Origin of the sequence: Microbacterium sp. ZW T6_19, assembly GCF_044987465.1 — a bacterium.
Taxonomy (GTDB): Bacteria; Actinomycetota; Actinomycetes; order Actinomycetales; family Microbacteriaceae; genus Microbacterium; species Microbacterium natoriense_A.
This window is the reverse complement of the sequence record NZ_JBJDRH010000015.1, coordinates 35,094-58,571: the sequence shown is the minus strand read 5'-3', so window position 1 is coordinate 58,571 and position 23,478 is coordinate 35,094. Positions and strand designations below refer to the sequence as shown.

The window sequence follows — 23,478 nt, the reverse complement described above, 5'->3', positions numbered from 1 at the left end:
TCAGCGCTCTGCGGCCCACTCGGGGTCCACGGCGATCGCCGTGACGTGGAGGTCCTTCCGCGGGAAGTCGATGCCGTCGACCTCGATCTCGATCCTGCGCTCGCCCGTTCCCACGTCGGCGCTGAAGATCGCGAGTCCCAGGAGCTTGTCGTAGGACTCGCCGCGGCTGGGGTTGATGAAGTCCGTGTCGTCGGCGACCCCGAACACGCGACCACCGGCCTCGACGAGCACGCCTTCGTCGGTGCGGACGACGGGCCAGTAGTCGCCGATGAAACCGCTCAGGTCCGCCGCGGCCTCAGCCTCGACGGTGTCGGTCTTGGAGACGAGCGGAACCGACCACAGAGTCGACTGTGCAGTCCAGTACAGCCGCCCTTCCCAGACGAAGGGAGCGCCGTACGTCCAGGCGCTCACGGCCTCCGGATAACGGATCTCGACCGAGCTCGACGCGCCGGTCGCACGATCCCACACGCGCAGCGTCTGATGCGAGGTGCTCTCGTCGGAGACGATCTCGTCGAGGCCGTACAGACGATCCTGTTCGCATACCAGGGCCTGCACGCCGTCGAAGACTCCGAGACCGTCGAAGTCGGTCGTCTCGGCTGTCACCGTGCGCACGCCGGTCTCGCCCACGAGGACGAGCTCCTCGCCGCAGGCCGCGAGCGCCGTGCTGGTGTAGCCGGCGTCGACCGCCGTCAGCTCGTCGGCTGCAGCATCAACGAACGCCAGCTGCTGGCCTTCGGCCGAGCCGGTGTAGACGGCGAATCCGTCGCCGAGGGCGAACCGGCCCCGCTCTGAGGGCGCATCGCCCGCAGCGGGCAGGGGCAGGCGGGTGAGTCCGTCGTCACGCAGAAGGTACTCGTCCGTCGGTCCGCCGGTGCTCAGACCTGCCTCCGACCAGGCGAGCCCTGACTCTTCGAATCCGCGTTCGTCGAGTTGGACGGAGCGGGTCTCGCCGGCTTCGTTCACGAGCACCAGGTACGACACCTCGTCAGCATCGAGGCGCAGCGCGACGACGGCGTCTTCGATCCCGAAATCCTCCGAGATCGGCGGTGCGTTGACGTTCCTCATCAGTGCCGGGATGCCGAAGAAGACCGCCCAGATCCCGAACGCGACCAGGGCGATGATGCCCCAGTTCCGCAGGAGCCCGGGTTTTGAGACTTTCTTCCCGCCCTCGGGCGCGGCCCGCTTGGCAGACGTCGTCTTCGCAGGCGTCGTCGATCTGCCCCCCGCTGAGCTCATGCCTCGATCATCTCAGAACCTTGGTACGCGCTGATCATCGCCGAGGCAGCACGTCCTCGAGGTGCGCACGAAGCTGAGCGGCGACGTCGACGGCGTTCCGATCGTAGAGCCACTGGTACTGCAGGCCGTCCCACAGCGCGATGAGCCAGACCGCCTCGCGCTCCGGGTCGCGGTGTGCGGGGAGATCGCCGTCGAGCTGCGCGAGCCGGAACACCTCGGTGAAGTACTCCATGCTGCGGGCGAAGCGGTTCTGGAAGTAGGTGTGCGCCGGGTGCGAAGCCGGCACGGCCTCGCATGACAGCACGGCGTACACCTCGATCAGGCCCGGTTCGTCGACCGCGTTGTGCACCGCCCCCGATGGCATCCCGCGCAGCAGGTCGGCAGCCCGACGGGCGTCGGCCGTCTCACCCTGCACGCGGATCGCCTTGTCACGCTCTGTGAGCACGGCTCCCAGCAGCGCCTCCTTCGTCGGGTAGTGGTGAAGCAGCGTCGACTTCGAGACCCCGACCGCCTGAGCGATGTCACGAAGGCTCGTGTCGCCGTAGCCCCGACGGGCGAACAGCTGCATGGCGTCGGCGAGGATCTGCGAGCGACGCCGCCGACCAGCGGCGTAACCCGATTCGTCGTCGTGGTCGTCCGGTCCGCCGATGACGAGCTCGGGCAACGGACCGGCGCTCTCCGCAGACGTCTCCTGCTCGCCGGGATCCCGCCAGCCGACGGGCGTGGCCCACAGGGATTCCCGCTCTTCGAGCATGTCGACGACGTCGACGCGATCGGGGAGGTACTGGGCCATAAGCTGCAGGCCGTCCCACCCCGCGATCGCTCGAGTGGTCTCCGCCTCGACGTCGCGATCGGGGGCGATGACACCGTGGTCGACCGCGTCCTGCAGCGCATCGATCGTGAGAGCGCGCATGTCGGCGTATCGTTCGCGCATGCGCTCATGGCTCGGGTGGCCGGGAGCGGATGCTTCGCCGGTGAGCGCCGCGAACAGTTCGAGATAGCCCGGGGTGGTGGCGTTGCGCGCCGCGAGCTCAGAGAACATGAGCGCGCCGGGTTCAGCCGCTGCGACGACCACGGTGAAGACGTCGGCGTTATCCTGCTCGAACTGCGCCACGACCTCGGCCAGCAGGTCGTCTTTCGACGCGAAATGTCCGAGGAGCCCCGGGTGGCTGACGGATGCCGCCGCCGCGATGTCGCGCAGCGACGTGGCGCGGTAGCCCTGGGAGACGAACAGCTCGTGTGCGGCGTCGAGGATGCGCTGCCGTGTGGCAGCGGCGCGAGCGCTCCGGGTGCTGGTCATCGCATCCTCCAAGGTCACTCTATCCTCGCGCATTACCAATCGGTCGACATTCACTTACCAAACGGTCGAATTTGAGGTATCGTCGATTGCGCGCCGCGTCGTGGACGACCGGCGGAACCTTGCCCGAAAGGATCTCCCATGACAGAGCTGTCATCGGCGGCGAGCGCCGCCGCTGCCGGAACGACCGGTTTCAAGCTCCCCGGAACCACGCCGGAGAAGACCCCGCGCGGATACACGCCCGGCCTCGCCGCCGTGAACTTCGGCGTCTACCTCGCACTGCTCACGCCGGTCATGGTCTCGATGGCCTTCAAGGTGCAGCACCTCGACCCCGTGAACACCGAGGGCAGCCTCGGGCTCGTGATGGGTGTCGGCGCGGCGTTCGCGCTCATCGCCAATCCTCTTGTCGGGCGGCTCTCCGACCGCACCACTTCGCGCTGGGGCATGCGTCGTCCCTGGATCCTCGGCGGAGCGATCGTGGGCCTCGGCGGCTTCGCGCTGATCGGCGCGGCATCCTCGGTCTGGGTCGTGCTGCTCGCCTGGTGCCTCGTGCAGACATCGATGAACGCCGTGCTGGCCGCGGCCAACGCGACCCTTCCCGACCAGGTGCCCGTGTCGAGCCGTGGCAAGGTCTCGGGCCTCGTCGGCATCACCACGCCCATCGGCATCCTCGCCGGCAGCTTCATCGTGAACTTCCTCCCCGGCGACTTCGAGCGCTTCGTCGTGCCCGGCGTGATCAGCCTCATCCTCGCGGTCGTCTTCGTGGCGATTCTCAAAGACCGTGTGCTCACCGAGAAGCCGGCCGAGAAGTTCACGATCGGCATGTTCTTCGGCTCGTTCGTCTTCAACCCGCGCAAGCATCCCGATTTCGGCTGGACCTGGCTCACGAAGTTCCTGGTGATGTTCGGCTACGCCGGCATCGCGACCTTCCTCCCGCTCTACCTCGTCACGAAGTTCGGCCTCGACGAGCAGGGCGCCGTCGGCGTCATCCTCGCCGCCAACCTCGCGTCGATGGCCGCCATGGCCGTCTCCTCGCCGCTCGGCGGGTTCCTCTCCGACAAGGTCGGCAAGCGGCGTCCGTTCGTCGCGATCGCGGGCGTCATCATGGTGGTCGGCCTCGTCATCCTCGCGGTCGCGCCGAGCATCGCCGTCGTCATCATCGGGCAGGCGATCATCGGCCTCGGGGCCGGGTCGTTCCTCTCCGTCGACCTGGCGCTCGCCACCGAGGTGCTGCCCAACGCGGATGACGTCGCGAAAGACCTCGGCGTGCTGAACATCGCCAACGCCCTGCCTCAGTCGATCGCTCCGGCGATCGCGCCCGGAGTCATCGCCCTGGGTGCGGCCACGCCGCTCGGCGGCTACCCGACCTGGTACCTGTTCGGCGCACTCGTCGCGCTCGCCGGCGCCGTTCTCGTCTACCGCATCAAGGGAGTCAAGTGACCATGACCGAACAGAGCGGACGCCCCTGGCTCGATGCCGGGTTGCCGACCGAGGAGCGGGTCGAACTGCTGCTCGCCGAGATGACTCTGGAGGAGAAGGCGGGTCTCTTCTTCCAGACGATGATCGTGATGGGCGAGGGTGGCGAGCTCTCCGAGGGCGATGCGAACTTCGGTATCCCCTCGAACCGCGAGTACGTCGTCGGCCGGCACATGAACCACTTCAACCTGCTCGGCGTCGCGCCGAAGGCGAGCGACATCGCCGCCTGGCACAACAGGTTGCAGGAGCTCGCGGCATCCACCCGCCTCGGCATCCCGGTGTCGATCTCGACAGATCCGCGTCATTCATTCAGCGACAACCCGGGCGCCACGATGTTCGCCGGCCCGTTCTCGCAGTGGCCCGAGCCTCTCGGCCTCGCCGCCACGCGCGACGCCGAGCTGGTTCAGCGCTTCGGCGACATCGCCCGTCAGGAGTACACGGCGGTCGGCATCCGCGTCGCGCTGCACCCGCAGGTCGACCTCGCGACCGAGTCGCGCTGGGCGCGCCAGCTGCAGACCTTCGGAGAGGATGCCGCGCTCGCCGGCCGGCTGGGAGCCGCCTACGTTCGCGGCTTCCAGGGTGCGTCGTTCGGACCGGGCTCGGTCTCGACCATGACCAAGCACTTCCCCGGAGGCGGCCCGCAGAAGGACGGCGAGGACCCGCATTTCGACTACGGACGCGAGCAGGTGTATCCCGGAGACAACTTCGAGCACCATCTCACGCCCTTCGAGGACATCTTCGCCGCGGGCGGACGGCAGATCATGCCCTATTACGGCATGCCGGTCGGTACGCAGTACGAAGAGGTCGGCTTCGGATTCAACAAGGGCGTGCTCACCGGCCTGCTCCGCGAGCGCTTCGGCTTCGACGGCATCGTGTGCACCGACTGGGGGCTGGTGACCGACCAGCCGATCATGGGCGCCGACTTCTCGGCCCGCGCGTGGGGCGTCGAGCACCTGACCCCCGCCGAGCGGATGGTGAAGATCCTCGACGCCGGGGCCGACCAGTTCGGCGGCGAGAGCGAGACCGGTCTGCTGATCGACCTGGTGCGCTCGGGCGAGGTCTCCGAAGAGCGCCTCGACGTCTCGGCACGCCGTCTGCTGCGTGAGAAGTTCGAGCTCGGCCTCTTCGAGGATCCGTACGTCGATGTGTCCGCGGCGGACGCGATCGTGGGGTCGGCGGAGTTCCGTGCGGCCGGCGAGCAGGCGCAGCGCGCGTCGATCGCGGTGCTCTCTAACGATGGCGTGCTCCCGCTGCGCCGCGGGCTGAAGCTGTACGTCGAAGGGATCTCCCCGGAGGTCGCCGCACGGTTCGGAGAGGTGGTCGGCTCTCCTCAGGAAGCGGATGCGGCGGTTCTGCGCATCCAGGCTCCGTACGAGCAGCGTGCCACGATGTTCGAGAACTTCTTCCATGCCGGTTCCCTCGACTTCCCCGAGGAGGTCATCGCCCACGTCGCGGAGATCGCGGCATCCGTCCCGACGGTCGTGGACGTGTTCCTCGATCGGCCGGCGATCCTCGGTCCGATCGTCGACGCCGCGAACGCGGTCGTCGCGAACTGGGGAGCGAACTCGGAGGCGCTGCTCGACGTGCTGACGGGTGCAGTGACGGCGACCGGAAAACTGCCGTTCGACGTACCGAGCTCTATGGCCGCAGCCGAGGCGTCGCGGCCGGACGTGCCCTTCGACACGGCCGACCCGCTGTTCCGATTCGGACACGGTCTGTCGCTGTAAGCATCCCCCGTTCCTCGAAACGCCCCCGCAGCCGTTTGCGGGGGCGTTTCGTCGTTGGCGGCGCGGGGCTGGCGGCCCGAGGGTGAGGCGATTGTCACGATTCGCTCGCGGTGTGACGGAAGTCTGTGCATTTGCTGGACATACCCTAGGGATACCGAGATACTGGCATGGCATGCGCTCTGCCGACTTGTCGTCGGCGCCTGGGGAGGGCCGCGTGACGCGAACACAGTCCGCATCACACGGGAGAGGCAAATGAGAATATTTGAGGGGAAGTCTCTGCGGCAACGCAGAGCAATCGGTGGGAGCATCGCCGCGGCAACCGCGGGCGCTGTGATTCTCACCAGCGCGCTGGTGCCCATGGGCGCCACAGCCGCACCGACAGATGACTCCGAGGCACTCGGCCAGGTCATCCGCACCGAGCTGCTCGGCGGAGGCATCCTCGATGTCTCACAGGCGATCAGCGGCAACCCGAGCGACCTGGGCCCGAACGTCACGCCGCTCAACGTCACCCTGCTCGAGGGCTTGACCGTCGACCTCGGCGGTGGCCTGCAGCTTCCGCTGATCTCGGGACCCGGCGGCGCCGGTCTTCTCGACCTCGGTGAGCTCGGAGCCCTCAACTCGTTCGCAGGCTCGCCCACGGCGAACACCTCGACGGCGAGTGCGGGAGCGATCACCGCGGACGGCGCGATCGCCACCGACATCAACAACCCCGGCGCCTACGGCAACGCGAAGGTCAACCTGACCGATGTGCTCGAGCAGCTCGGTGTCGCGGGAATCACCGACCAGGTGGTCGACAACCTCGGCCTCGAGCTGGGCGCCATCGCGTCGACCGCGACGGCGACCGGTGCTGCCGGAACGGTCGACTTCGCGTCGGAGTACACGGTCGCGGACCTCGAGCTGAACGTCTCCAGCCCGCTCGTGGGCACAGTGGCCACTTCTCTCGGCGGAGTGCTCAACGGCGTCGGAGACACGCTGAACACGGCAGTGGGGGCTGGGGGAGTCCTCGACACCGTCGTCGGCGCAGTCGACCTCGACCTCGGTATCCCGCTGCTGCTCGATATCGCCATCGGCGGCGGCTCGATCCAGCTGGTCGGACTCGACGCCGCCATCACGGCTGCGACCAACACGCTGATCTCCGAGCCGCTGGCCGACCCGAACGGCATCGTGTCGATCGATCTTGCGAGCGGTCTCGTCTCGGTCGACCTCGCGAAGATCGTGAACGGGCCGGGTGCGACAGACCTCAACGGTCTCGACCCGAACACACTTGTCCTCGATGACACGACGATCTCGGCGATCACCTCGGCCGTCTCCGCAGCCCTGGGCACGCTGACGACCAAGGTCACGACGGTCGTCACCGACCTGATCAACAACCTCTCGGTCAAGATCACCTTGGGTGCCGAGCTCACCGTCCTTCTCGTGGGCGCCGCAGATGTGGACATCGTCATCGATGCCAAGCTCGGACAGCTGACGGGTGCGATCGCCGGTGCGCCGGTGGTCTCGGTCGAGGGCGACCTTCTCGGTATCCCGGTCGGCCAGTTGCTCGGTCTCGTCACCACCCCGGTGATCAACCTGCTCACGTCCACGCTCGCGCCGGTCATCAACACGCTGGTCACCACCGTGACCACGGGTCTCGCTCCGGCAATCGACGGCATCATCAACCCGGTTGTGACCGCGCTGAGCCCGCTGTTCGACGCGCTGAACGAGGTCGTGGAGATCACGATCAACGAGCAGCCGACGCCGGGCATCCTCGGCGCCGAGTCGTTCACGGTGAACGCGATCAGCCTCGAGCTCCTCCCGGGCCTGGGCGCGCTGAACCTCGACCTCGCGTCCTCCACGGTGCGCGCGGCTGAGCTCGCCGTGGTCGACCCGACGGTCGACGCTCAGGACCCTGTTCAGGCAGGTTCCGACCTGCCTGTGACCGGTGCCGACTGGGTTCCCGGATCTCAGGTGACGCTGACGCTTCGTGATGCTTCAAACAACACGATCGGCACTCCGGTGACCGTCACCGTCGCCGGTGATGGCAGCTTCCCCGCGGGTACCGTCTACGAGATCCCGTCTGGTACCCCGGAGGGCACGGGCTACGTGCTGACCGCGGTCGACAACCAGGACCCGCAGAACGTCGCGACCGACACCGTGTCGATCACGGCTGACGGCACCGGCGAAGTGAACACGAACGCGACGGCTTCGGCTGCGGCGTCGGCTCAGGCTGACGGCGACAACAACGTGGCTGCTCAGGCGGCGGCTGTTGCTGCGGCTCTGGCCGATGCGTCGACGGCTGCGGATGCGGATGCTGACCCGAACGCGGAGGCGGCTGCTGCGGCGGCGGCCACGTCGACGGCGACGGCTTCGGCTGATGCGACGTCGGCAGCGAACGTTGCTGCGGCGGCGTCGGCTCAGGCTGCGGCTCAGGCGGACAACTCGTCGAGCACGACGGCGGACGCGACGCAGGAGGCGAACGCCGATGCTTCGGCTGCGGCGTCGGTTGCTGCGACGGCTACCTCGTCGAACGACGCCTCGACCAACGCTGCGGCTGACGCCACGGCAACGGCCACGGCGACCGCTACGGCCACCGCTGCCACGAACACGAACGCGACGGCTTCGGCTGCGGCGTCGGCTCAGGCTGACGGCGACAACAACGTGGCTGCTCAGGCGGCGGCTGTTGCTGCGGCTCTGGCCGATGCGTCGACGGCTGCGGATGCGGATGCTGACCCGAACGCGGAGGCGGCTGCTGCGGCGGCGGCCACGTCGACGGCGACGGCTTCGGCTGATGCGACGTCGGCAGCGAACGTTGCTGCGGCGGCGTCGGCTCAGGCTGCGGCTCAGGCGGACAACTCGTCGAGCACGACGGCGGACGCGACGCAGGAGGCGAACGCCGATGCTTCGGCTGCGGCGTCGGTTGCTGCGACGGCTACCTCGTCGAACGACGCCTCGACCAACGCTGCGGCTGACGCCACGGCATCCGCCACCACGTCGGCTACCGCGTCCGCCTCGGCGAACGCGAACCCGACGGGCAAGCTCGGCATCACGGTGAAGGTTCCGGTCCTGGAGCGCGGCCAGCAGCAGACCACTGTCGGCACGGGCTTCAAGCCGGGCGAGGTCGTCACCGGTGTGATGACCTCTGACCCGCTGGCTCTGGGCACCCAGGTCGCCAACGCGCAGGGAACCGTCACCTTCACGTGGGCGATCCCGGCCGGCACCGACCTGGGCACGCACACCGTCACCCTGACCGGCGCAGAGTCGGGCAGTGTCGCGGGTACGTTCCAGGTCGTCGCCAAGGGCCTCGCCGCAACGGGTGGCACCGCGCCGAACGGCTGGATCGTCCTCGGAGCACTGCTCCTGATGTTCGGTCTCGGCACGGCGCTGGTCGCACGCTCCAAGCGTGAGACCGTCACCGCAGAGTAAGTGAGACGCTGACAGAGGTCGGGGTCGCCCGTTCAGGGCGGCCCCGGCCTTCAGTGATGAGAAGGACCTTTTCGATGAGCACGAACACTGAACCGGTGCAGAGCGACGCGACCGTCGCCTCCCGACCGCGGCCGACCTGGTGGGTGAAGCTCATCGCCTTCGCCGCATGCCTATTGACGCTCTGGCATGTCGGGGCGTCGTTCCTGTGGATCGCGCCGTACTCGGCGCTGCGTGAGATCCCCACCCAGAACGTGCTCGCGAGCTACATGCTGCCCATGTTCGGCCAGTCCTGGAGCGTCTTCGCCCCAGAGCCGATCAACGGCGACTACCACTTCAACGTCCGCGCCCTCATCGAGAAGGACGGCGAGGAGACCGAGACCGGCTGGGTCAGCGCGACCGACGTCGAACTCTCGATGATCCGCTACAACCTGTTCCCCCCTCGCGCCGGCATCCAGTCCAGCGAGGTCGCGAGCAACCAGATGAATGCCTACAACGACCTCAGCGGCGAACAGCAGGCTGTTGCCGCGCTCGACTTCGACGAGGACGACTGGGAGGACTGGATGGTCCGCTCCTTCGACAAGCTCGAGGGCGACGACAACCCCGACACGACCGAGTACATGGCGGCGGAGCATCTGGCCACCGCGTACGCCACCCAGGTCGCCTACGCGATCTGGGGAGCGGATGCCGTCGTCAAGGTGCAGTACCGCGTGAGCCGGCAGAACGTGGTCCCGTTCGCCCAGCGCAACAATCCCAATGCGCAGCGCCCCGACCCCACTTTCTCGACGACGGGCTGGCGCCTGCCGATCGAAGAGAAGGGGCAGAGCCGCGAGGACTTCGCCGACGTCTTCCGCGCCCAGTTCGAGAGGACCCAGCAGTGACCGTCGCGCCCGACACCAAGAAGAAGGCGGATGCTGCGCCCAAGAAGCCTGCGTCGAAGGCATCCGCTCCGCAGAAGCAGAAGGCTCCGGAGCCCGAGGCTCCGCAGGCGTCGCTGCCCGCGCGTCTGCTGACCTTCGCCGCCTCGATGATCGCCGGCTTCTGGAACATGGTGCTGTCGGCGGTCGATCGTATCTCGGCATTCGTGTTCGATTGGCTGTTCGGCGGCAAGAAGGCGCTGTACGGCCTCGCCGTGACCCGCATACTGTTCGGCGTCACCGCGCTCGGGCTGCTGGCGTCGAACTTCGGCACACGGCTCTACACGTTCGGTGCGGGTTCCGCCTGGAACGGCGAGATGGTCGAGCCGGTCAGCGATTTCCCGAAGATCTGGGTGTTCAGCGCGTTCCACGCCGCGATGGGCAACGACGCCGTCTACACCGCGCTGTACGTGCTGCTGGCCGTGCTCGCCGTGCTGTTCGTGCTCGGCTGGCGCTTCCGCATCGTGCTTCCGATCTTCTTCTGCATGTGGGTGGGCTTCATCGAGGCCAACGACATGGTCGGCGATCAGGGCGACAACATGTTCCGCATCGCGCTGCTCCTGCTGTTCTTCGCAGACCCCGCCGCTCGCTGGTCGCTCGACGCCCGTCGTCGTGCGAAGAGCGGGGAGTGGTTCGCTCCAGGCAGCCAGCCGGCTCTGCTCGGCACCGTGTTCCACAACCTCGCACTGGTCGCGCTCACCGCGCAGGTCTGCTTCGTCTACGCGTCCGGCGCGCTGTTCAAGGCCGGCGGCGCTCCGTGGGAGCAGGGATACGCGGTCTACAACCCGCTGCACACCATGCGGTTCGGCACCTGGCCGGTGCTCAGCGACCTCGTCACGACCTGGGGACCCATGGTCGTGCTCTTCAGCTGGGGATCGATCCTGCTGCAGGTGGCGTTCCCGCTCGCGCTGCTCACGCGGCCGACCCGGCTCATCGCACTCGTCGGCATCCTGTCCTTCCACGTCGGCATCGCGGTGCTGATGGGCCTGCCCTGGTTCTCGCTCACGATGATCGCGATCGACTCGATCTTCATCCGCGACCGCACCTGGCAGCGTCTGAGCGTGGGGGTCGTGAAGCGCTGGAACGAGGCGAAGACCGCACCGCCACCCCGCGCGTCCTCGCTCGCGTAGACCGGCAGCCGCTCGTGGGTGGTCAGATGTGCAGCTCCGGCGGCGGATTCAGATGCAGATTTGACCACGCACCGGCGGCGCGATGCGACTGTGGCCCCGCAGGAGCTCCGCGGCGCGCATCGTCGCTCGCTGAGGGAGCCGGGGGACGCGCGGCCGCGACTGTGCGCAGGTGACAACGAGACCCGGCGACGTCGCGGCATCCGCTTGTGCGAACCCCACACGCGAGTTCGTTCGATGTTGTCGCAGACCTACCATTGACGTATCCCTGAGTCCTTTGAGAGGAACGCCATGGTTGACGTCGCCACCGTGTCCGAAGTGAAGAATCCGCAGCTCGATGTCGAGCAGATCAACGAGCTCCTGATGGGCACCTGGGCGCAGACCCGCCGTCAGGCCCGAGAGATGATCAAGGACCCGGCGTTCTGGCGCAAGGACGACCTCGGCAAGGACGAGCACCGCGAGCGCGTGCTCAGCCAGCTGCATCTGCTCGTCGAGAACAAGGCCGTGCATCGCGCGTTCCCGAAGCGCCTCGGCGGCGAGGAGAACAACGGCGGCAACATCGCCGGGTTCGAAGAGCTCGTGGTCGCCGACCCCAGCCTGCAGATCAAGTCGGGCGTGCAGTGGGGCCTGTTCGGCTCGGCAGTGTTGCAGCTCGGCACCGCCGAGCATCACGACAAGTGGCTCCCGGGCATCATGAGCCTCGAGATCCCTGGCGCCTTCGCGATGACCGAGATCGGCCACGGCTCCGATGTCGCCTCGGTGGGCACCACCGCGACCTACGATCCCGCGACCGAGGAGTTCGTGATCCACACGCCGTTCCGCGCGGCGACCAAGGAGTATCTCGGCAACGCCGCCCTGCACGGCATCGCCGCAACGGTCTTCGCTCAACTGATCACGAACGGGGTCAATCACGGCGTGCACTGCTTCTACGTGCCGCTGCGCGGTGACGACGGCTCCGACCTCCCCGGCATCGGCCGTGAGGACGACGGGCTCAAGGGCGGCCTGAACGGCATCGACAACGGCCGGCTCAGCTTCGACCACGTGCGCATCCCCCGCACGAACCTGCTGAACCGCTACGGTGACGTCGCCGCCGACGGCACCTATTCGAGCGCGATCGACAGCCCTGGCCGCCGATTCTTCACGATGCTCGGCACCCTCGTGCAGGGCCGCGTGTCGCTCGACGGCGCCGCCTCGTGGGCCTCGGCCCTCGGTCTGAAGATCGCGATCACGTACGCCACCGAGCGCCGCCAGTTCGGCGGCGCCGACGGCCAGGAGGTCGTTCTCCTCGACTACGGCAAGCACCAGCGCCGTCTGCTGCCGCGGCTCGCGACGACCTACGCGCAGATCTTCGCGCACGACGAGTTCCTGCAGAAGTTCGACGGCGTCTTCTCGGGTCGCACCGACACCCCAGACGATCGCGAAGACCTCGAGACTCTGGCCGCCGCTCTCAAGCCGCTGTCGACGTGGCATGCGCTCGACACGCTGCAGGAGGCCCGGGAGGCCTGCGGCGGGGCCGGGTTCATGTTCGAGAACCGTCTGGTGGGCCTGCGCGCAGATCTCGACATCTACGTCACCTTCGAAGGTGACAACAACGTGCTGCTGCAGCTGGTCGGCAAGCGTCTGCTCACCGACTACGCCGCGCAGTTCAAGGGAAAGGATGCTGCCGCACTCGCCAAGTTCGCGGTCGGTCAGACCGCGGGCAAGGTCTTCCACGGCGCCGGCCTCCGGCAGCTCGGCCAGGCCGTCGCCGACCTCGGCTCGACCGCCCGCTCTGTCGAGAACGGACTTCGCGAGGAACAGCAGCACGAGCTCCTCACCGGCCGCGTGCAGCAGATGATCGCGGACATCGCGGGACGGCTGCGTGCCGCCGGCAAGGACAAGGAGCTCGGCGCGCGCCTGTTCAACGAGAACCAGGCAGAGCTCATCGAAGCCGCGCGCGCCCACGGCGAGCTGCTGCAGTGGGAGGCGTTCACCGACGGCGTGAACCGTGCGACGGATGCCGACACCAAGAAGGTTCTGACCTGGCTGCGCGATCTGTTCGGTCTGCAGCTGGTCGAGAAGCATCTGGCCTGGTACCTCATCAACGGGCGGCTGTCGACGCAGCGCGCCGCAGCCGTGTCGAGCTACATCGACCGCCTGTGCGCGCGCCTGCGCCCGTACGCGCTCGATCTCGTCGACGCGTTCGGATATGAGCAGGAGCACCTGCGCGCCCCGATCGCGAGCGGTGCGGAGAAGATCAGGCAGGACGAAGCTCGGGCGTACTACGCCGAGCTCGCAGCATCCGGCAACGCCCCCGTGCAGGAGAAGGCGCTCAAGGCCAAGAAACGCTGACGCTGCTCACTCGATGACGTGGCGCCTGCCGTCGGATTCCTGCGCGGATTCCGACAGCAGACGCCACATCAGTCATCCCGGAGCAGGAAGTGGGGCTGGACCGCTGGTTACGGCTGCGCGTGGGGCTGACCGGGATATGCCGGCGGCTGCGCGGGCGGATAGGTCTGCGCCGGCTGAGGTGCTGGGTAGGGCTGAGCCGGCGGGTAGGGGTAGGGCTGCGCATACGGGCCGATCGGTGCACCTCCGACTCTGGCCCGGCGTCGGGCCCGCAGCAGCACGACCGTGAACAGCACGTAGCTCAGCGCGGCAGCGACGCCGGCGCCCGTCAGCAGCAGGGGAAGGAGCGCGCGGCTCAGATCCATGGACGTGCGGAAGATCAGATCGTAGAACCCGCTCACCGGCGTCAGCGACATCGGCGTGATGATCAGCAGCACGAGCGCCGGCAGGAGCAGGGCGAACGGCGACCATCGGGTGGTCATGATGCCCGCGACGATCAGGATGACGCCGACGAGGACCGAGGCGGCCGCGTCGATCGCGAAGTCGAACCGGAACTGCTGGAGGGCGACGAGCGTGCCCCTGGCGAGTCCCAAGGTGAGCAACCAGGCGCCGGCGATGAGCAGAACAGGTGCGACGAAGAGCCCGACGACGCTCAGCACCATGTTCGGTCGTGCGGGGTACCTCTTCGAGAGCAGCAGCGCGAGCCCCATGGCCCCGAAGGCGGGGAACAGGGCGAGCGGGATGCCGTACATGATGCCGTCGACCCACTCCATCGGCAGCGGGCTCTGATACATGTCCAGGAGCAGGACGGGGAACAGCGCGAGCGCGATCGGCACCACGGAGAGGACGCCGACTGCGAGCAGCCCGGCGGAGCTCCAGAACCCGGTCGCGACGACGGCGAGCAGAAGGAGGATGCCGAGCGCCTGCAGCAGGACGGGACCTGCGAACTCGGCGGCGTCGACGCCCCCGTATGCGCCGAAGGCGTACTGCCAGGTCCTCCCGCCGGCGTTGAGCACGCCGACGCCGACGGGTGCGACGATGACGGAGAACACCGCGGTGATGATCCGCGCGGGCACGGTCGATGGACGCATGGGACTTCCCTCCAGAGTCGTACCGCCACGGTACCGCCCGCCCGGCTGCGGCGGAAGGCGACCGAGCGGGCGCGGAACAGGAAGAATGGAGAGCATCCCACCGAAAGAGGACCCGATGACCCGCGTCACCGCCTACGCCGCACCCCGCGAAGCAGCCCCGCTCGAGAAGACCCTCATCGAACACCGCGAGCTGGGCCCGAACGACATCCTGATCGACGTCGCCTTCGCAGGCATCTGCCACTCCGACATCCACACCGTGCGGGGCGACTGGGGCCCGCAGCGCTACCCGCTCGCTCCCGGACATGAGATCGCCGGCACGGTGGCTGCGATCGGCGATGCGGTCACGGCGCACGCCGTCGGAGACCGGGTCGGCGTCGGCTGCCTGGTGAACTCGTGCGGAGAGTGCCGCAGCTGCCTGCGCGGCCAGGAGCAGTTCTGCCTCGAGGGCGCCGTCTTCACCTACGGCAGCGTCGACCGCGACGGCACCGTGACGCAGGGCGGCTACTCGCAGCAGGTGGTCGTGACCGAGCGCTTCGCGGTGCGCATCCCCGACGCCCTCCCGCTCGACAAGGCCGCGCCTCTGCTCTGCGCCGGCATCACCACGTACTCGCCGCTGCGCAACTGGAATGTGGGACCCGGCACCCGCGTCGCGGTCGTCGGAATGGGCGGACTGGGCCACATGGGCGTGCAGATCGCACACGCTCTCGGCGCCGAGGTCACCGTGCTCTCGCAGACGCTGAGCAAGAAGGACGACGGCATCCGTCTCGGCGCCGATCACTACTTCGCCACGAGCGACCCCGGCACGTTCAAGCAGCTGCGCGGATCGTTCGACGTCATCCTCAACACGGTGAGCGCCGTGGTCGACCTCCGCTCGTACCTCGGCCTGCTCGATGTGGGCGGCGCGATGGTCTGCGTCGGCGCCCCCGGCGAGCCGCTCGAGGTCGGCGTGATGTCTTTGATCGGCGGCAACCGGATCCTCGCCGGTTCCAACATCGGCGGCATCGCGCAGACCCAGGAGATGCTCGACTTCTGCGCAGAGCACGGCATCGCCGCCGAGATCGAGGTGATCCCGGCATCCGAGATCAACGCCGCCTACGAGCGGGTCCTCGCCTCCGACGTGCGATACCGGTTCGTGATCGACGCGGCGACCTTCGCATGACGTCGCTCCGCACCGGGCCTGACGCGCGAGACAGATGCGCCTGGGTCGGCGACGACGCGGAGTACCGGCGCTACCACGATGAGGAGTGGGGAACCCCGTTGCACGGCAACAGGGCGCTGTTCGAGAAGATGGCGCTCGAGGGCTTCCAGGCGGGGCTCAGCTGGATCACGATCCTGCGCAAGCGCCCGCGGTTCCGAGAGGTGTTCGCGGGCTTCGACCCCGAGATCGTCGCGGAGTTCGGAGAGAGCGACGTCGAGCGCCTGATGGCGGATGCCGGCATCATCCGCAACCGCGCCAAGATCGAGGCCACGATCGGCAATGCGCGCATCGTGCGCGAGATGGCCGAGGGTGAGCTCGACGAGCTGATGTGGTCGTTCGCGCCGCCCGCATCCGGCATCCGCCCTCGCAGCATGGCTGACGTGCCGGCCGTCACGCCGGAGTCGACCGCGATGAGCAAGGAGCTGCGCCGACGGGGGTTCCGATTCGTCGGCGCGACCACGATGTACGCGCTCATGCAGTCGGCAGGCATGGTCGACGACCACATCGAGGGATGCTGGCGAGCCTGAGCGCCGAAAGGCGACCCCTGACCACAGATATAATCCCCGTTGGGGGAACTGCGCTATCGGATCGATGCGCCTCTCGCCGTGGACGAACTCGAGGGGAATCGCAGTGGCCAAGCGCACCATGTCGGCACCACCGGTGCTCGCCGGGTACAGCTATGTGCGCCCGCTGGGCTCAGGCGGCTTCGCCGACGTCTTCCTGTACGAGCAGGACCTGCCTCGACGCGTAGCCGCGGTCAAGGTGCTGCTGGCGGATGCCGTCAACCCCGAGGTGCTGCGCAACTTCAACGTCGAGGCCGACATCTCGGCCCGGCTCAGCGCGCATCCGGCGATCGTGACGATCTACCAGGCCTCGATCTCGTCCGACGGTCGGCCGTACATCGCCATGGAGTACTGCCCCGACAACATGGGCACCCGGTACAAGAAGGGCCCGCTGCCCGTCGCCGAGGTGCTCGACGCAGGCGTGCGCATCGCGGGCGCCCTCGAGACCGTGCACCGCGCCGGACTCCTGCACCGCGACATCAAGCCGTCGAACGTCCTGATGAGCTCACTGGGCTCTCCCGTGCTCGCGGACTTCGGCATCGCCGCCGCGGTCGTCGACGAAGGCGACCCCGAGATCATCGCTATGTCGGTTCCGTGGAGTGCACCCGAAGTGCTGCAGGAGCGGGTCTCCGGCTCGGTGGCCAGCGAGGTGTGGAGCCTCGCCGCCACGTTGTACACGCTGTTCGCGGGTCGCACGCCCTTCGAGAGCGACGACCGCTCCGCGAACTCGCGCGCACAGCTCACCAAGCGCATCGTCAAAGCGCACTACACCCCGGTGCCGGTTCCCGGCTTCCCGCGCGCGATCGACGACGTGCTCTCGACGGCCATGCAGCGCGACCCGTCCCGCCGTTTCTCGTCCATGGCCGAGTTCGCCGAGCGGCTGCGCTGGGCGCAGTACGACCTGGGCGCCGCCCCCACGGCCTTCGAAGCGGCCTCTGCCGAGTGGGCCGCCGCCGCGCCGGTCAACTTCTCGGATGCCGCACCCCGCGGCCCGGTCGTGACCACCGTCGACGAAGGCGGGCGCCGAGCGGTGCGCGCCGCCCGTCAAGACCGCGGGCCACGTGAACGCGACGAGCTGCCGGCGCCGTCCAGGCAGCGCTCGCCGCTCGCCGCGGGCCTCATCGGCGCCGGAGTCGGCATGGCGGTGCTCGCCGTCGTGGGGGTCGCCGTGCTCATGATGACGGGGGTGATCTGATGCCGATCGGCGATCGTGCAGCCACCGAGACGCGGCCCCGTTCACGCAGCCGCGTCATCGCGGCCGTCGCCGGACTCGCGTCGCTCGCGGCCGTCGTCACGTTCGCGGTCACCGCCCAGGGATACCAGGCGCAGGAGGTTCCGCGCCTGGAGTCGTCGGTATGGGTCATGCGCGACTCCGGTCAGTACGCGCGCGTGAACACCGATCTCGCCGAGATCGACACGGTGCGCGACGTCGATTCCCCCGAGCACGTGTGGCAGAGCGGGGCGGATGCCGTGCTCTTCAGCCAGGGCTCCCGCCAGCGCTGGGACCTCGATCCCGCCGACCCGCAGGACCTCCTCTCCGACTCTGGCGAGGAGGGCGCACCGCTCGCCTCGCAGCCCACTCCTGTCGGCACCCGTGAGATCGTCTCGGCCGGCTCCTACGTCGCCTATCGCACCGACACGGGCCAGGTCTCGGTGACGACTCTCGAGGCGAAGGCCGCCACCGCCCTCGTCGACCCGTTCGCCGAGGTCGAGGTGAAGAAGGGCGAAGAGAAGCCCACCTACACGGCCGACGCGATCGGGCTCTCGCCCGACGGCATCCTGGCGCTGTACTCGTCCGAGGAGTCGGCCGTCCGCCGCTTCGACGTCACCGAGCATCGTTTCATCGGCGACGGCGACAAGATCTCCTCCGCACCCAAGAGCACCGCAGGCCTCGCCATGACCGTGGTCGGCGATACCTGGGCCCTTCTGCAGCTCGACAAGAGCAGGCTCTGGCTCTCCGGCCGCGGCGATCCCGTCAGCGTCGACCTCGGCGAGGGCGCGCTGCTGCAGAGCGGCGCCTCGTCCGGCGACGAGATCCTGATCGCCGATGCCGACGGGCTCGTCTCCGTTCCGCTGTCGGGCGGCAAGGCGACGCGCGTCGCCGAGGCGAACGGCGTTCCCGCAGCTCCCGTCGTGATGAACGGGCACGCCTTCGCCGCCTGGATCGACACCGGCTCTGGAACCCTGTGGGCCGACGGCGACACGGTCCCGCTGACGGTGCCGGACGCCGCACTCGAGTCCTCAGCCATTCGGCCGGTGCTGCAGACCAACGGCGACCGCACCGTGCTCGTCGAAGCGGGAACCGGCCTGATCTGGACCGCGCCCGAGGGCCGTCTCATCCCGCTCGAGCAGTGGGCCATCGAGGACGAGACCGAACAGCAGGAGGGCACGGTCGTCGTCGAGGACGTCGCCGAGGAGCTCCCGCCAGTGGCGGTCGACGACTCCTTCGGAGTGCGCAGCGGCCAGCAGGTGATCCTGCCCGTGCTGTTCAACGACCACGACCCGAACAAGAAGGACGTGCTCACGATCGACCCGGCGTCGGTCGGGGCGTTGGCGGATGCCGGCTTCGGCGACCTGTCGCTCGTCGGCAACGGGCAGTCGCTCGTCGTGAACGTGCGTGCGGCGTCAGGGCAGACGAGCTTCACCTACACGGTGACCGACGGAGCGGCGGTCTCCGAGCCGGCGACCGTGACCCTCACCGTGGTGAGCCCCGACGTGAACTCCGCCCCGGTGTGGTGCGGAGTCGAAGCGTGCCAGCAGGAGTGGCCAGCGCCTCAGCTGCTTCCCGGTGGCAGCACGATCGTCTCGGCGCTCGCGGGCTGGGTCGATCCCGAGGGCGACCCGTTCGTCCTCAGCGACGCCTACGAGACCGACTCCGCGGCACCCGTGATGGTCGTGCCGATGGCTGACGGGCGCGTGGCGATCCGCCACACCGATCCGAACGCCTCCGACGCCGCGATCGCGATCACGATCATCGTGCAGGACTCGCACGGCGCCACAGCCGAGAAGACCATCGAAGTGCGCGTCACCGGCAGCCCGACGATGGTGGCGGCTCCCGTCGCCCTCACCGTGCGCATCGATGAGCCCCAGTCGATCGACATCGCCGACCACCTCTCCGGCGGATCCGGCACGTACCGTCTGCTCGACGCCGTGCAGACCGCTGCGGCCGCCGAGGGACTCGAGGTGTCGCCGAACACCGCTGCGGGCACGGTCGACGTCACGGTCGCCGTACCGGGCCAGTACATCGTCACCTACACCGCGCAGGACGTCACGACGCAGGCCGAGAAATCGGCCGTGATCCGCATCACGGCGGTGGACGGCTCGTCGGCTCTGGCTATGGCGCCGCTCACGGCGTTCGTGCGCGAGGGCGAGGACACCACGGTCGACGTGCTGCGAGCCGTGCAGAACACCAGCGGACGCGTGCTGATCATCTCGGAGGCGTCGAGCTCGACGTCGCGCCTCAACGTCGGCATCGTCGGCAACGAGAGCATCCGCGTGAGCGGCACGACCGAGAACGGCGAGTCGGGAGTGATTGGCACGGCCGGTGTCACGGTCGCCGACGGCGCAGGCGCCGCGGTGAAGGGCACAGTGACGGTCTTCCTCGCGCCGCCGTCATCCGTCACACGTCCGATCATCTTCCCCGATGCGATCACCGTGCGGGCCGGCTCCCTCGCGCGCATCGACGTCGCTGCGAACGACGTCGCCCCGCGCGGCGAGGCGCTCATCGTGCAACCCGAGGTCATCGGTTCGGGTCAGCCCGACGAGCTGGTCTTCGCCGACGGCAACAGCCTGCGCTATCTCGCCCCGAGCACGCCTGGCACCTATCGCCTCACCTACGCCGTGTCCCTCGAGCGCAATCCCTCGCTCTCCGACAACGGAACGGTCACCGTGACGGTCGTTCCGCCCGGGACCAACCGCGCACCCACGCCCACCGGTCTCACCGGTCGCGTGCTCAGCGGGCAGACCGTCACGCTCACGGTGCCGACGACCGGGATGGATGCAGATGGCGACAGCGTCGTGCTGTCGGACGTCGCCCAGCCGGGCAAGGGACAGGGAACCGCCACCGTCACCGCCGCCGGCGACGCGATCGTGTACCGCGCGCCCGCTGCGGGCGTCGAGGGCGGCCAGGTGGCGTTCAGCTACACGGTTCGCGACCCCGGGGGCGAAGAGGGCACGGGGCAGGTGCGCATCGGCGTGCTCGACGGCAAGGTCGACGACGCGGCTCCCGTGACCTACAGCGACTACGTGCGGGTGCAGGCCGGTTCGTCGACGCCCGTCATCCTCGACCCGCGTGCCAACGACCTCGACCCGGCCCAGGGCGACCTCGAGCTGATCGAGCTCGTGCCGAACGCGCCGCAGGTCGAAGGCAACCCCGACTTCGAGCGGCTGAAGGCGCTCATCGACGACAGCACCTCGCTCGACGACGGCAGGGTCGTGCTGCGGGCGGGTGAGACCGAAGGCACGAACTCGTACATCTACACCGTGCGCTCGACCCGCACGCAGAGCACCTCGCAGGGCCTCGTCGTGGTCACGGTCACCGAAGACGCCGTGACCGACCAGCCTACCGTCGCCGACACCGTTCTCACCGCACGCACCAGGGGAGAGCTGGGCGACGGTGGTCTCGATGTCGTCACCGACCGGGTGCAGTGGACCTCGGGCGACACCGGGTCGCTCCGGCTCAGCCTGTGGGGCGAGCAGCCGGGCTTCACCGTGAACGGCAGTCGTATCGTCGGTGAAGCGCCCGCGGAGGGCGCTCTGATCCCGTTCCAGCTGACCGGCACGGCCGAAGGCGGTCGAGAGGTGGTCGCCTACGGCTTCCTGCGCATCCCGCCGTTCGACGATCTGCGCGTGCAGCTGAAGCCGGGGGTCACTCCCGTCGTGGTCGACGAGGAGAAGTCCAAGGCGTTCGACGTGATCGACTACCTCGACCTCCCCTCGTCCGACCGGGTCGAGCTCGCGACCGGGGAGTTCACCGTGCAGCGCGCCGCCGCAGGCTGCACCGCGGAGGGAAAGCTGTCGGTCGAGTACTCGGCAGGCGCCGACGCGCCCTGGTCCGACACCTGTCTCGTGCAGGTGCGGCTGCAGGGCCAGCAGCGCTGGTCGTACGTCGAGGTGCCGATCGGCATCCGCCCAGCCGCCCCGCAGGTCGTGCTCACCTCGATCTCGCACACCGTGGCGCCGGGTGAGACCGAGACCGTCGACCTGTACTCGACCATGACCTCCTGGGAGGGCGGTCGCGAAGGCGACCCGAAATCCCTCGACTTCGGCATCGTCTACGCCGGCTCCTCCTTCACGGTCACGCAGAACGGCTCGTCGGTGTCGATCCTCGCGAACGCCGATGCGAAGCCGGGCACGCGTGAAGACGTGGACGTGACCCTGACCGCCTTCGGCGGAGCCTCTGCATCCCTGCGCGTCGTCGTCGGGATCGCACCGCCCGACGCTCCCCGCGGCGCGACGCTGACGCGTCAGTGCGTCGTGACGAGCGCGAACTGCTCGATCGAGGTCGTCGGCGTGGCCGGCGAGTACGACCCGTTCCAGGGCAAGCCGGGGGCCGGCCTCACTCTGGTCTCGCTCGGCGAGGGCTCGCGCTGCGACGTCGCGACCGCCTCCGCATCGGGAGAGAGCGCGATCTCGGTGAGCTGGCCCGGTGGCGGCAAGGCACCCGGCGGTCAGTGCATCTTCCCGTTCGTCGTCGCGGATGCGCAGGATCGCACAGGCGCCGGGTCCCTCACGCTCGATCTGCAGGGTTATCCGCAGGCGCCTGCCAGCGTGACGACTGTCGGCTACACGCGGACCACGGTCGTTCTGGAGGTGCCGCTCGGTGAAGCCGCGAACGCGCACCCCGCCGTCACCTCGGTGACGATCATGCAGGACGGCGCCCCCGCGAACGCCTCGTGCTCGGCGTCCGGCGCCGTGTACCAGTGCACCGTGAGCGGACTCGTCACCGGCGCGCCGCACAGCTTCACCGCGGTCGCCGTGAACTCCGTGGGTGCCTCGGCGCCCACCTCGGCGCACACGAGCTGGGCATATGCGCCCCCCGAGGTGACGAACGTCACCGCGACTCCCGTCTATCGCCCCGGCGTCACCGACACCACGCGGGGCGTCGCGGCCCTGTCGATCACGTCGTCGAACGACGCGGCGTCGTTCCGCGTGCAGGAGACCGGCGAGATCATCCAGCGTCAGGGGCCGACGACCACGGCAGACATCGTGCTGAGCCCCGGCGGCCAGTCGGTCACGATCGTGCCGATCAGCCAGTTCCAGCCGCCCGCGGGCAACATCGGCAACGAGGGCGGCGCCTTCCCCGTCTCCGTGCAGGTCGCTGGCGCTCCCTACTTCGACCCGCGGTCGCCGAGCGCGCAACCCGTGTCGAACACGTCGGTCAACGTCTCGGGGATCGCCGCACAGAGCAACGGCAGCACGCAGCCGCTCAACGTGGTCTACGTCGCATGGCGATCGGGGAACGTGACCTGCTCGGACAACGGCAGCGGCGGACTGACTGTCAGCGGCGGCGTGACCTCTGACTCCCCGTCGATCGGCAATCTCGAGCAGTACAAGCGCTACAACGTCAAAGCCTGCGTGTCGAACGGCTTCGGCGTCGGCGAGTCGAACACGACCACCGTGTTCACCTTCACCTCGGTCAGCGGCCCCGGCGGCAACACCACGTACTCCGTGGCGACCTCTCCGCAGCAGAACGGCAGCACGTACACCTACGGGCTGGCCTCGGCGCCCTCGCCGACGGTCGAGGCGGAATTCACGCCGTGGTACCTGCTGTACGGCACCTGGCGCACAGATTTCACCCTCTCGTCGGACTCGGCACCGGGGCAGATCAGCGTCAAGGCGTGCAACAACTCCGAACCCGACAAATGCTCGGGGACGGCGCCGATCACGGCGGCCACCGCCCCCACCACCGTGAAGGTGACGTTCGACGCCTGCCTGCCGCTGGTGGACCAGCAGAGCGCGGTGAACGTCTCGGCGGCCGCGAGCGGCTCGTACAGCTTCTCAAGGACCGCCGTTCCCGACACGATCGGCGTCTACGACGTGAAGATCGACTTCACCGGCGCCTACAACACCCTGTCGACCATCACACATCGGATGAACCTGTGCTGAGCGCGCAGCATC

At 68.6% G+C, this 23,478-nt stretch carries 13 protein-coding genes; 10 read left to right on the top strand and 3 right to left on the bottom strand.

All coding sequences use genetic code 11. The annotated features are described in order from the left end of the window. Complete coding sequence (locus tag ACI3KT_RS17530; protein WP_404905740.1) at positions 1 to 1,236, bottom strand: hypothetical protein; 1,236 nt, start codon at positions 1,234 to 1,236, stop codon at positions 1 to 3. 34 nt (positions 1,237 to 1,270) lie between these two features. Further along, complete coding sequence (locus ACI3KT_RS17525; RefSeq protein ID WP_404905739.1) at positions 1,271 to 2,536, bottom strand: TetR/AcrR family transcriptional regulator; 1,266 nt, start codon at positions 2,534 to 2,536, stop codon at positions 1,271 to 1,273. A 138-nt stretch (positions 2,537 to 2,674) separates the two neighbouring features. Between ACI3KT_RS17525 and ACI3KT_RS17520 the strand changes: the two genes are divergently transcribed. The 6 genes from ACI3KT_RS17520 (at position 2,675) to ACI3KT_RS17495 (ending at position 13,510) form a co-directional block, all read left to right on the top strand. Further along, entirely contained in the window at positions 2,675 to 3,973 is a 1,299-nt protein-coding gene (locus ACI3KT_RS17520) for an MFS transporter (protein WP_307294222.1), read from the top strand. A gap of 2 nt (positions 3,974 to 3,975) precedes the next feature. Next, the gene (locus ACI3KT_RS17515; protein ID WP_404905738.1) at positions 3,976 to 5,736 is read left to right on the top strand and encodes a glycoside hydrolase family 3 protein; all 1,761 of its coding nucleotides are present in this window, start codon (positions 3,976 to 3,978) and stop codon (positions 5,734 to 5,736) included. A 330-nt stretch (positions 5,737 to 6,066) separates the two neighbouring features. Continuing rightward, positions 6,067 to 9,138 (top strand): choice-of-anchor G family protein, encoded by a 3,072-nt coding sequence (locus ACI3KT_RS17510; RefSeq protein WP_404905737.1) that lies wholly within the window; start codon positions 6,067 to 6,069, stop codon positions 9,136 to 9,138. A gap of 74 nt (positions 9,139 to 9,212) precedes the next feature. Then, positions 9,213 to 10,016, top strand: coding sequence for a DUF5819 family protein (locus tag ACI3KT_RS17505; RefSeq protein ID WP_404905736.1), 804 nt, complete (start codon positions 9,213 to 9,215; stop codon positions 10,014 to 10,016). Next, positions 10,013 to 11,182 carry an HTTM domain-containing protein gene (locus tag ACI3KT_RS17500; RefSeq protein WP_404905735.1) on the top strand — a complete coding sequence of 390 codons (1,170 nt, stop codon included), beginning with the start codon at positions 10,013 to 10,015 and terminating at the stop codon, positions 11,180 to 11,182. The genes ACI3KT_RS17505 and ACI3KT_RS17500 overlap by 4 nt, the downstream gene beginning before the upstream one ends. A gap of 288 nt (positions 11,183 to 11,470) precedes the next feature. Then, positions 11,471 to 13,510: an acyl-CoA dehydrogenase gene (locus ACI3KT_RS17495; RefSeq protein WP_292907605.1), complete on the top strand. Its 2,040-nt coding sequence runs from the start codon at positions 11,471 to 11,473 to the stop codon at positions 13,508 to 13,510. Between the two features lie 107 nt (positions 13,511 to 13,617). Here ACI3KT_RS17495 and ACI3KT_RS17490 read toward each other — a convergent pair whose 3' ends face one another. Beyond that, a complete protein-coding gene (locus tag ACI3KT_RS17490; protein ID WP_404905734.1) occupies positions 13,618 to 14,598 on the bottom strand; it encodes a hypothetical protein in 981 nt (326 codons plus the stop codon). A gap of 115 nt (positions 14,599 to 14,713) precedes the next feature. Between ACI3KT_RS17490 and ACI3KT_RS17485 the strand changes: the two genes are divergently transcribed. The 4 genes from ACI3KT_RS17485 to ACI3KT_RS17470 all read left to right on the top strand — a co-directional run bounded on the left by ACI3KT_RS17485 (position 14,714) and on the right by ACI3KT_RS17470 (position 23,466). Further along, a complete protein-coding gene (locus tag ACI3KT_RS17485) occupies positions 14,714 to 15,757 on the top strand; it encodes an NAD(P)-dependent alcohol dehydrogenase (RefSeq protein WP_404905733.1) in 1,044 nt (347 codons plus the stop codon). Further along, positions 15,754 to 16,323 carry a DNA-3-methyladenine glycosylase I gene (locus tag ACI3KT_RS17480; RefSeq protein WP_404905732.1) on the top strand — a complete coding sequence of 190 codons (570 nt, stop codon included), beginning with the start codon at positions 15,754 to 15,756 and terminating at the stop codon, positions 16,321 to 16,323. The genes ACI3KT_RS17485 and ACI3KT_RS17480 overlap by 4 nt, the downstream gene beginning before the upstream one ends. Positions 16,324 to 16,426: 103 nt before the next feature. Beyond that, positions 16,427 to 17,554, top strand: coding sequence for a serine/threonine-protein kinase (locus ACI3KT_RS17475; protein WP_292907613.1), 1,128 nt, complete (start codon positions 16,427 to 16,429; stop codon positions 17,552 to 17,554). Then, entirely contained in the window at positions 17,554 to 23,466 is a 5,913-nt protein-coding gene (locus ACI3KT_RS17470; RefSeq protein WP_404905731.1) for an Ig-like domain-containing protein, read from the top strand. The genes ACI3KT_RS17475 and ACI3KT_RS17470 overlap by 1 nt, the downstream gene beginning before the upstream one ends. The last annotated feature ends 12 nt before the right edge of the window (positions 23,467 to 23,478 follow it).

Bases quoted from the DNA above. Each gene is read 5' to 3' on its own strand.
- ACI3KT_RS17530 (WP_404905740.1), bottom strand. From the start codon at position 1,236: ATGAGCTCAGCGGGGGGCAGATCGACGACGCCTGCGAAGACGACGTCT.
- ACI3KT_RS17495 (WP_292907605.1), top strand. From the start codon at position 11,471: ATGGTTGACGTCGCCACCGTGTCCGAAGTGAAGAATCCGCAGCTCGAT.
- ACI3KT_RS17490 (WP_404905734.1), bottom strand. From the start codon at position 14,598: ATGCGTCCATCGACCGTGCCCGCGCGGATCATCACCGCGGTGTTCTCC.
- ACI3KT_RS17515 (WP_404905738.1), top strand. From the start codon at position 3,976: ATGACCGAACAGAGCGGACGCCCCTGGCTCGATGCCGGGTTGCCGACC.
- ACI3KT_RS17525 (WP_404905739.1), bottom strand. From the start codon at position 2,536: ATGACCAGCACCCGGAGCGCTCGCGCCGCTGCCACACGGCAGCGCATC.
- ACI3KT_RS17505 (WP_404905736.1), top strand. From the start codon at position 9,213: ATGAGCACGAACACTGAACCGGTGCAGAGCGACGCGACCGTCGCCTCC.
- ACI3KT_RS17480 (WP_404905732.1), top strand. From the start codon at position 15,754: ATGACGTCGCTCCGCACCGGGCCTGACGCGCGAGACAGATGCGCCTGG.
- ACI3KT_RS17485 (WP_404905733.1), top strand. From the start codon at position 14,714: ATGACCCGCGTCACCGCCTACGCCGCACCCCGCGAAGCAGCCCCGCTC.
- ACI3KT_RS17520 (WP_307294222.1), top strand. From the start codon at position 2,675: ATGACAGAGCTGTCATCGGCGGCGAGCGCCGCCGCTGCCGGAACGACC.
- ACI3KT_RS17470 (WP_404905731.1), top strand. From the start codon at position 17,554: ATGCCGATCGGCGATCGTGCAGCCACCGAGACGCGGCCCCGTTCACGC.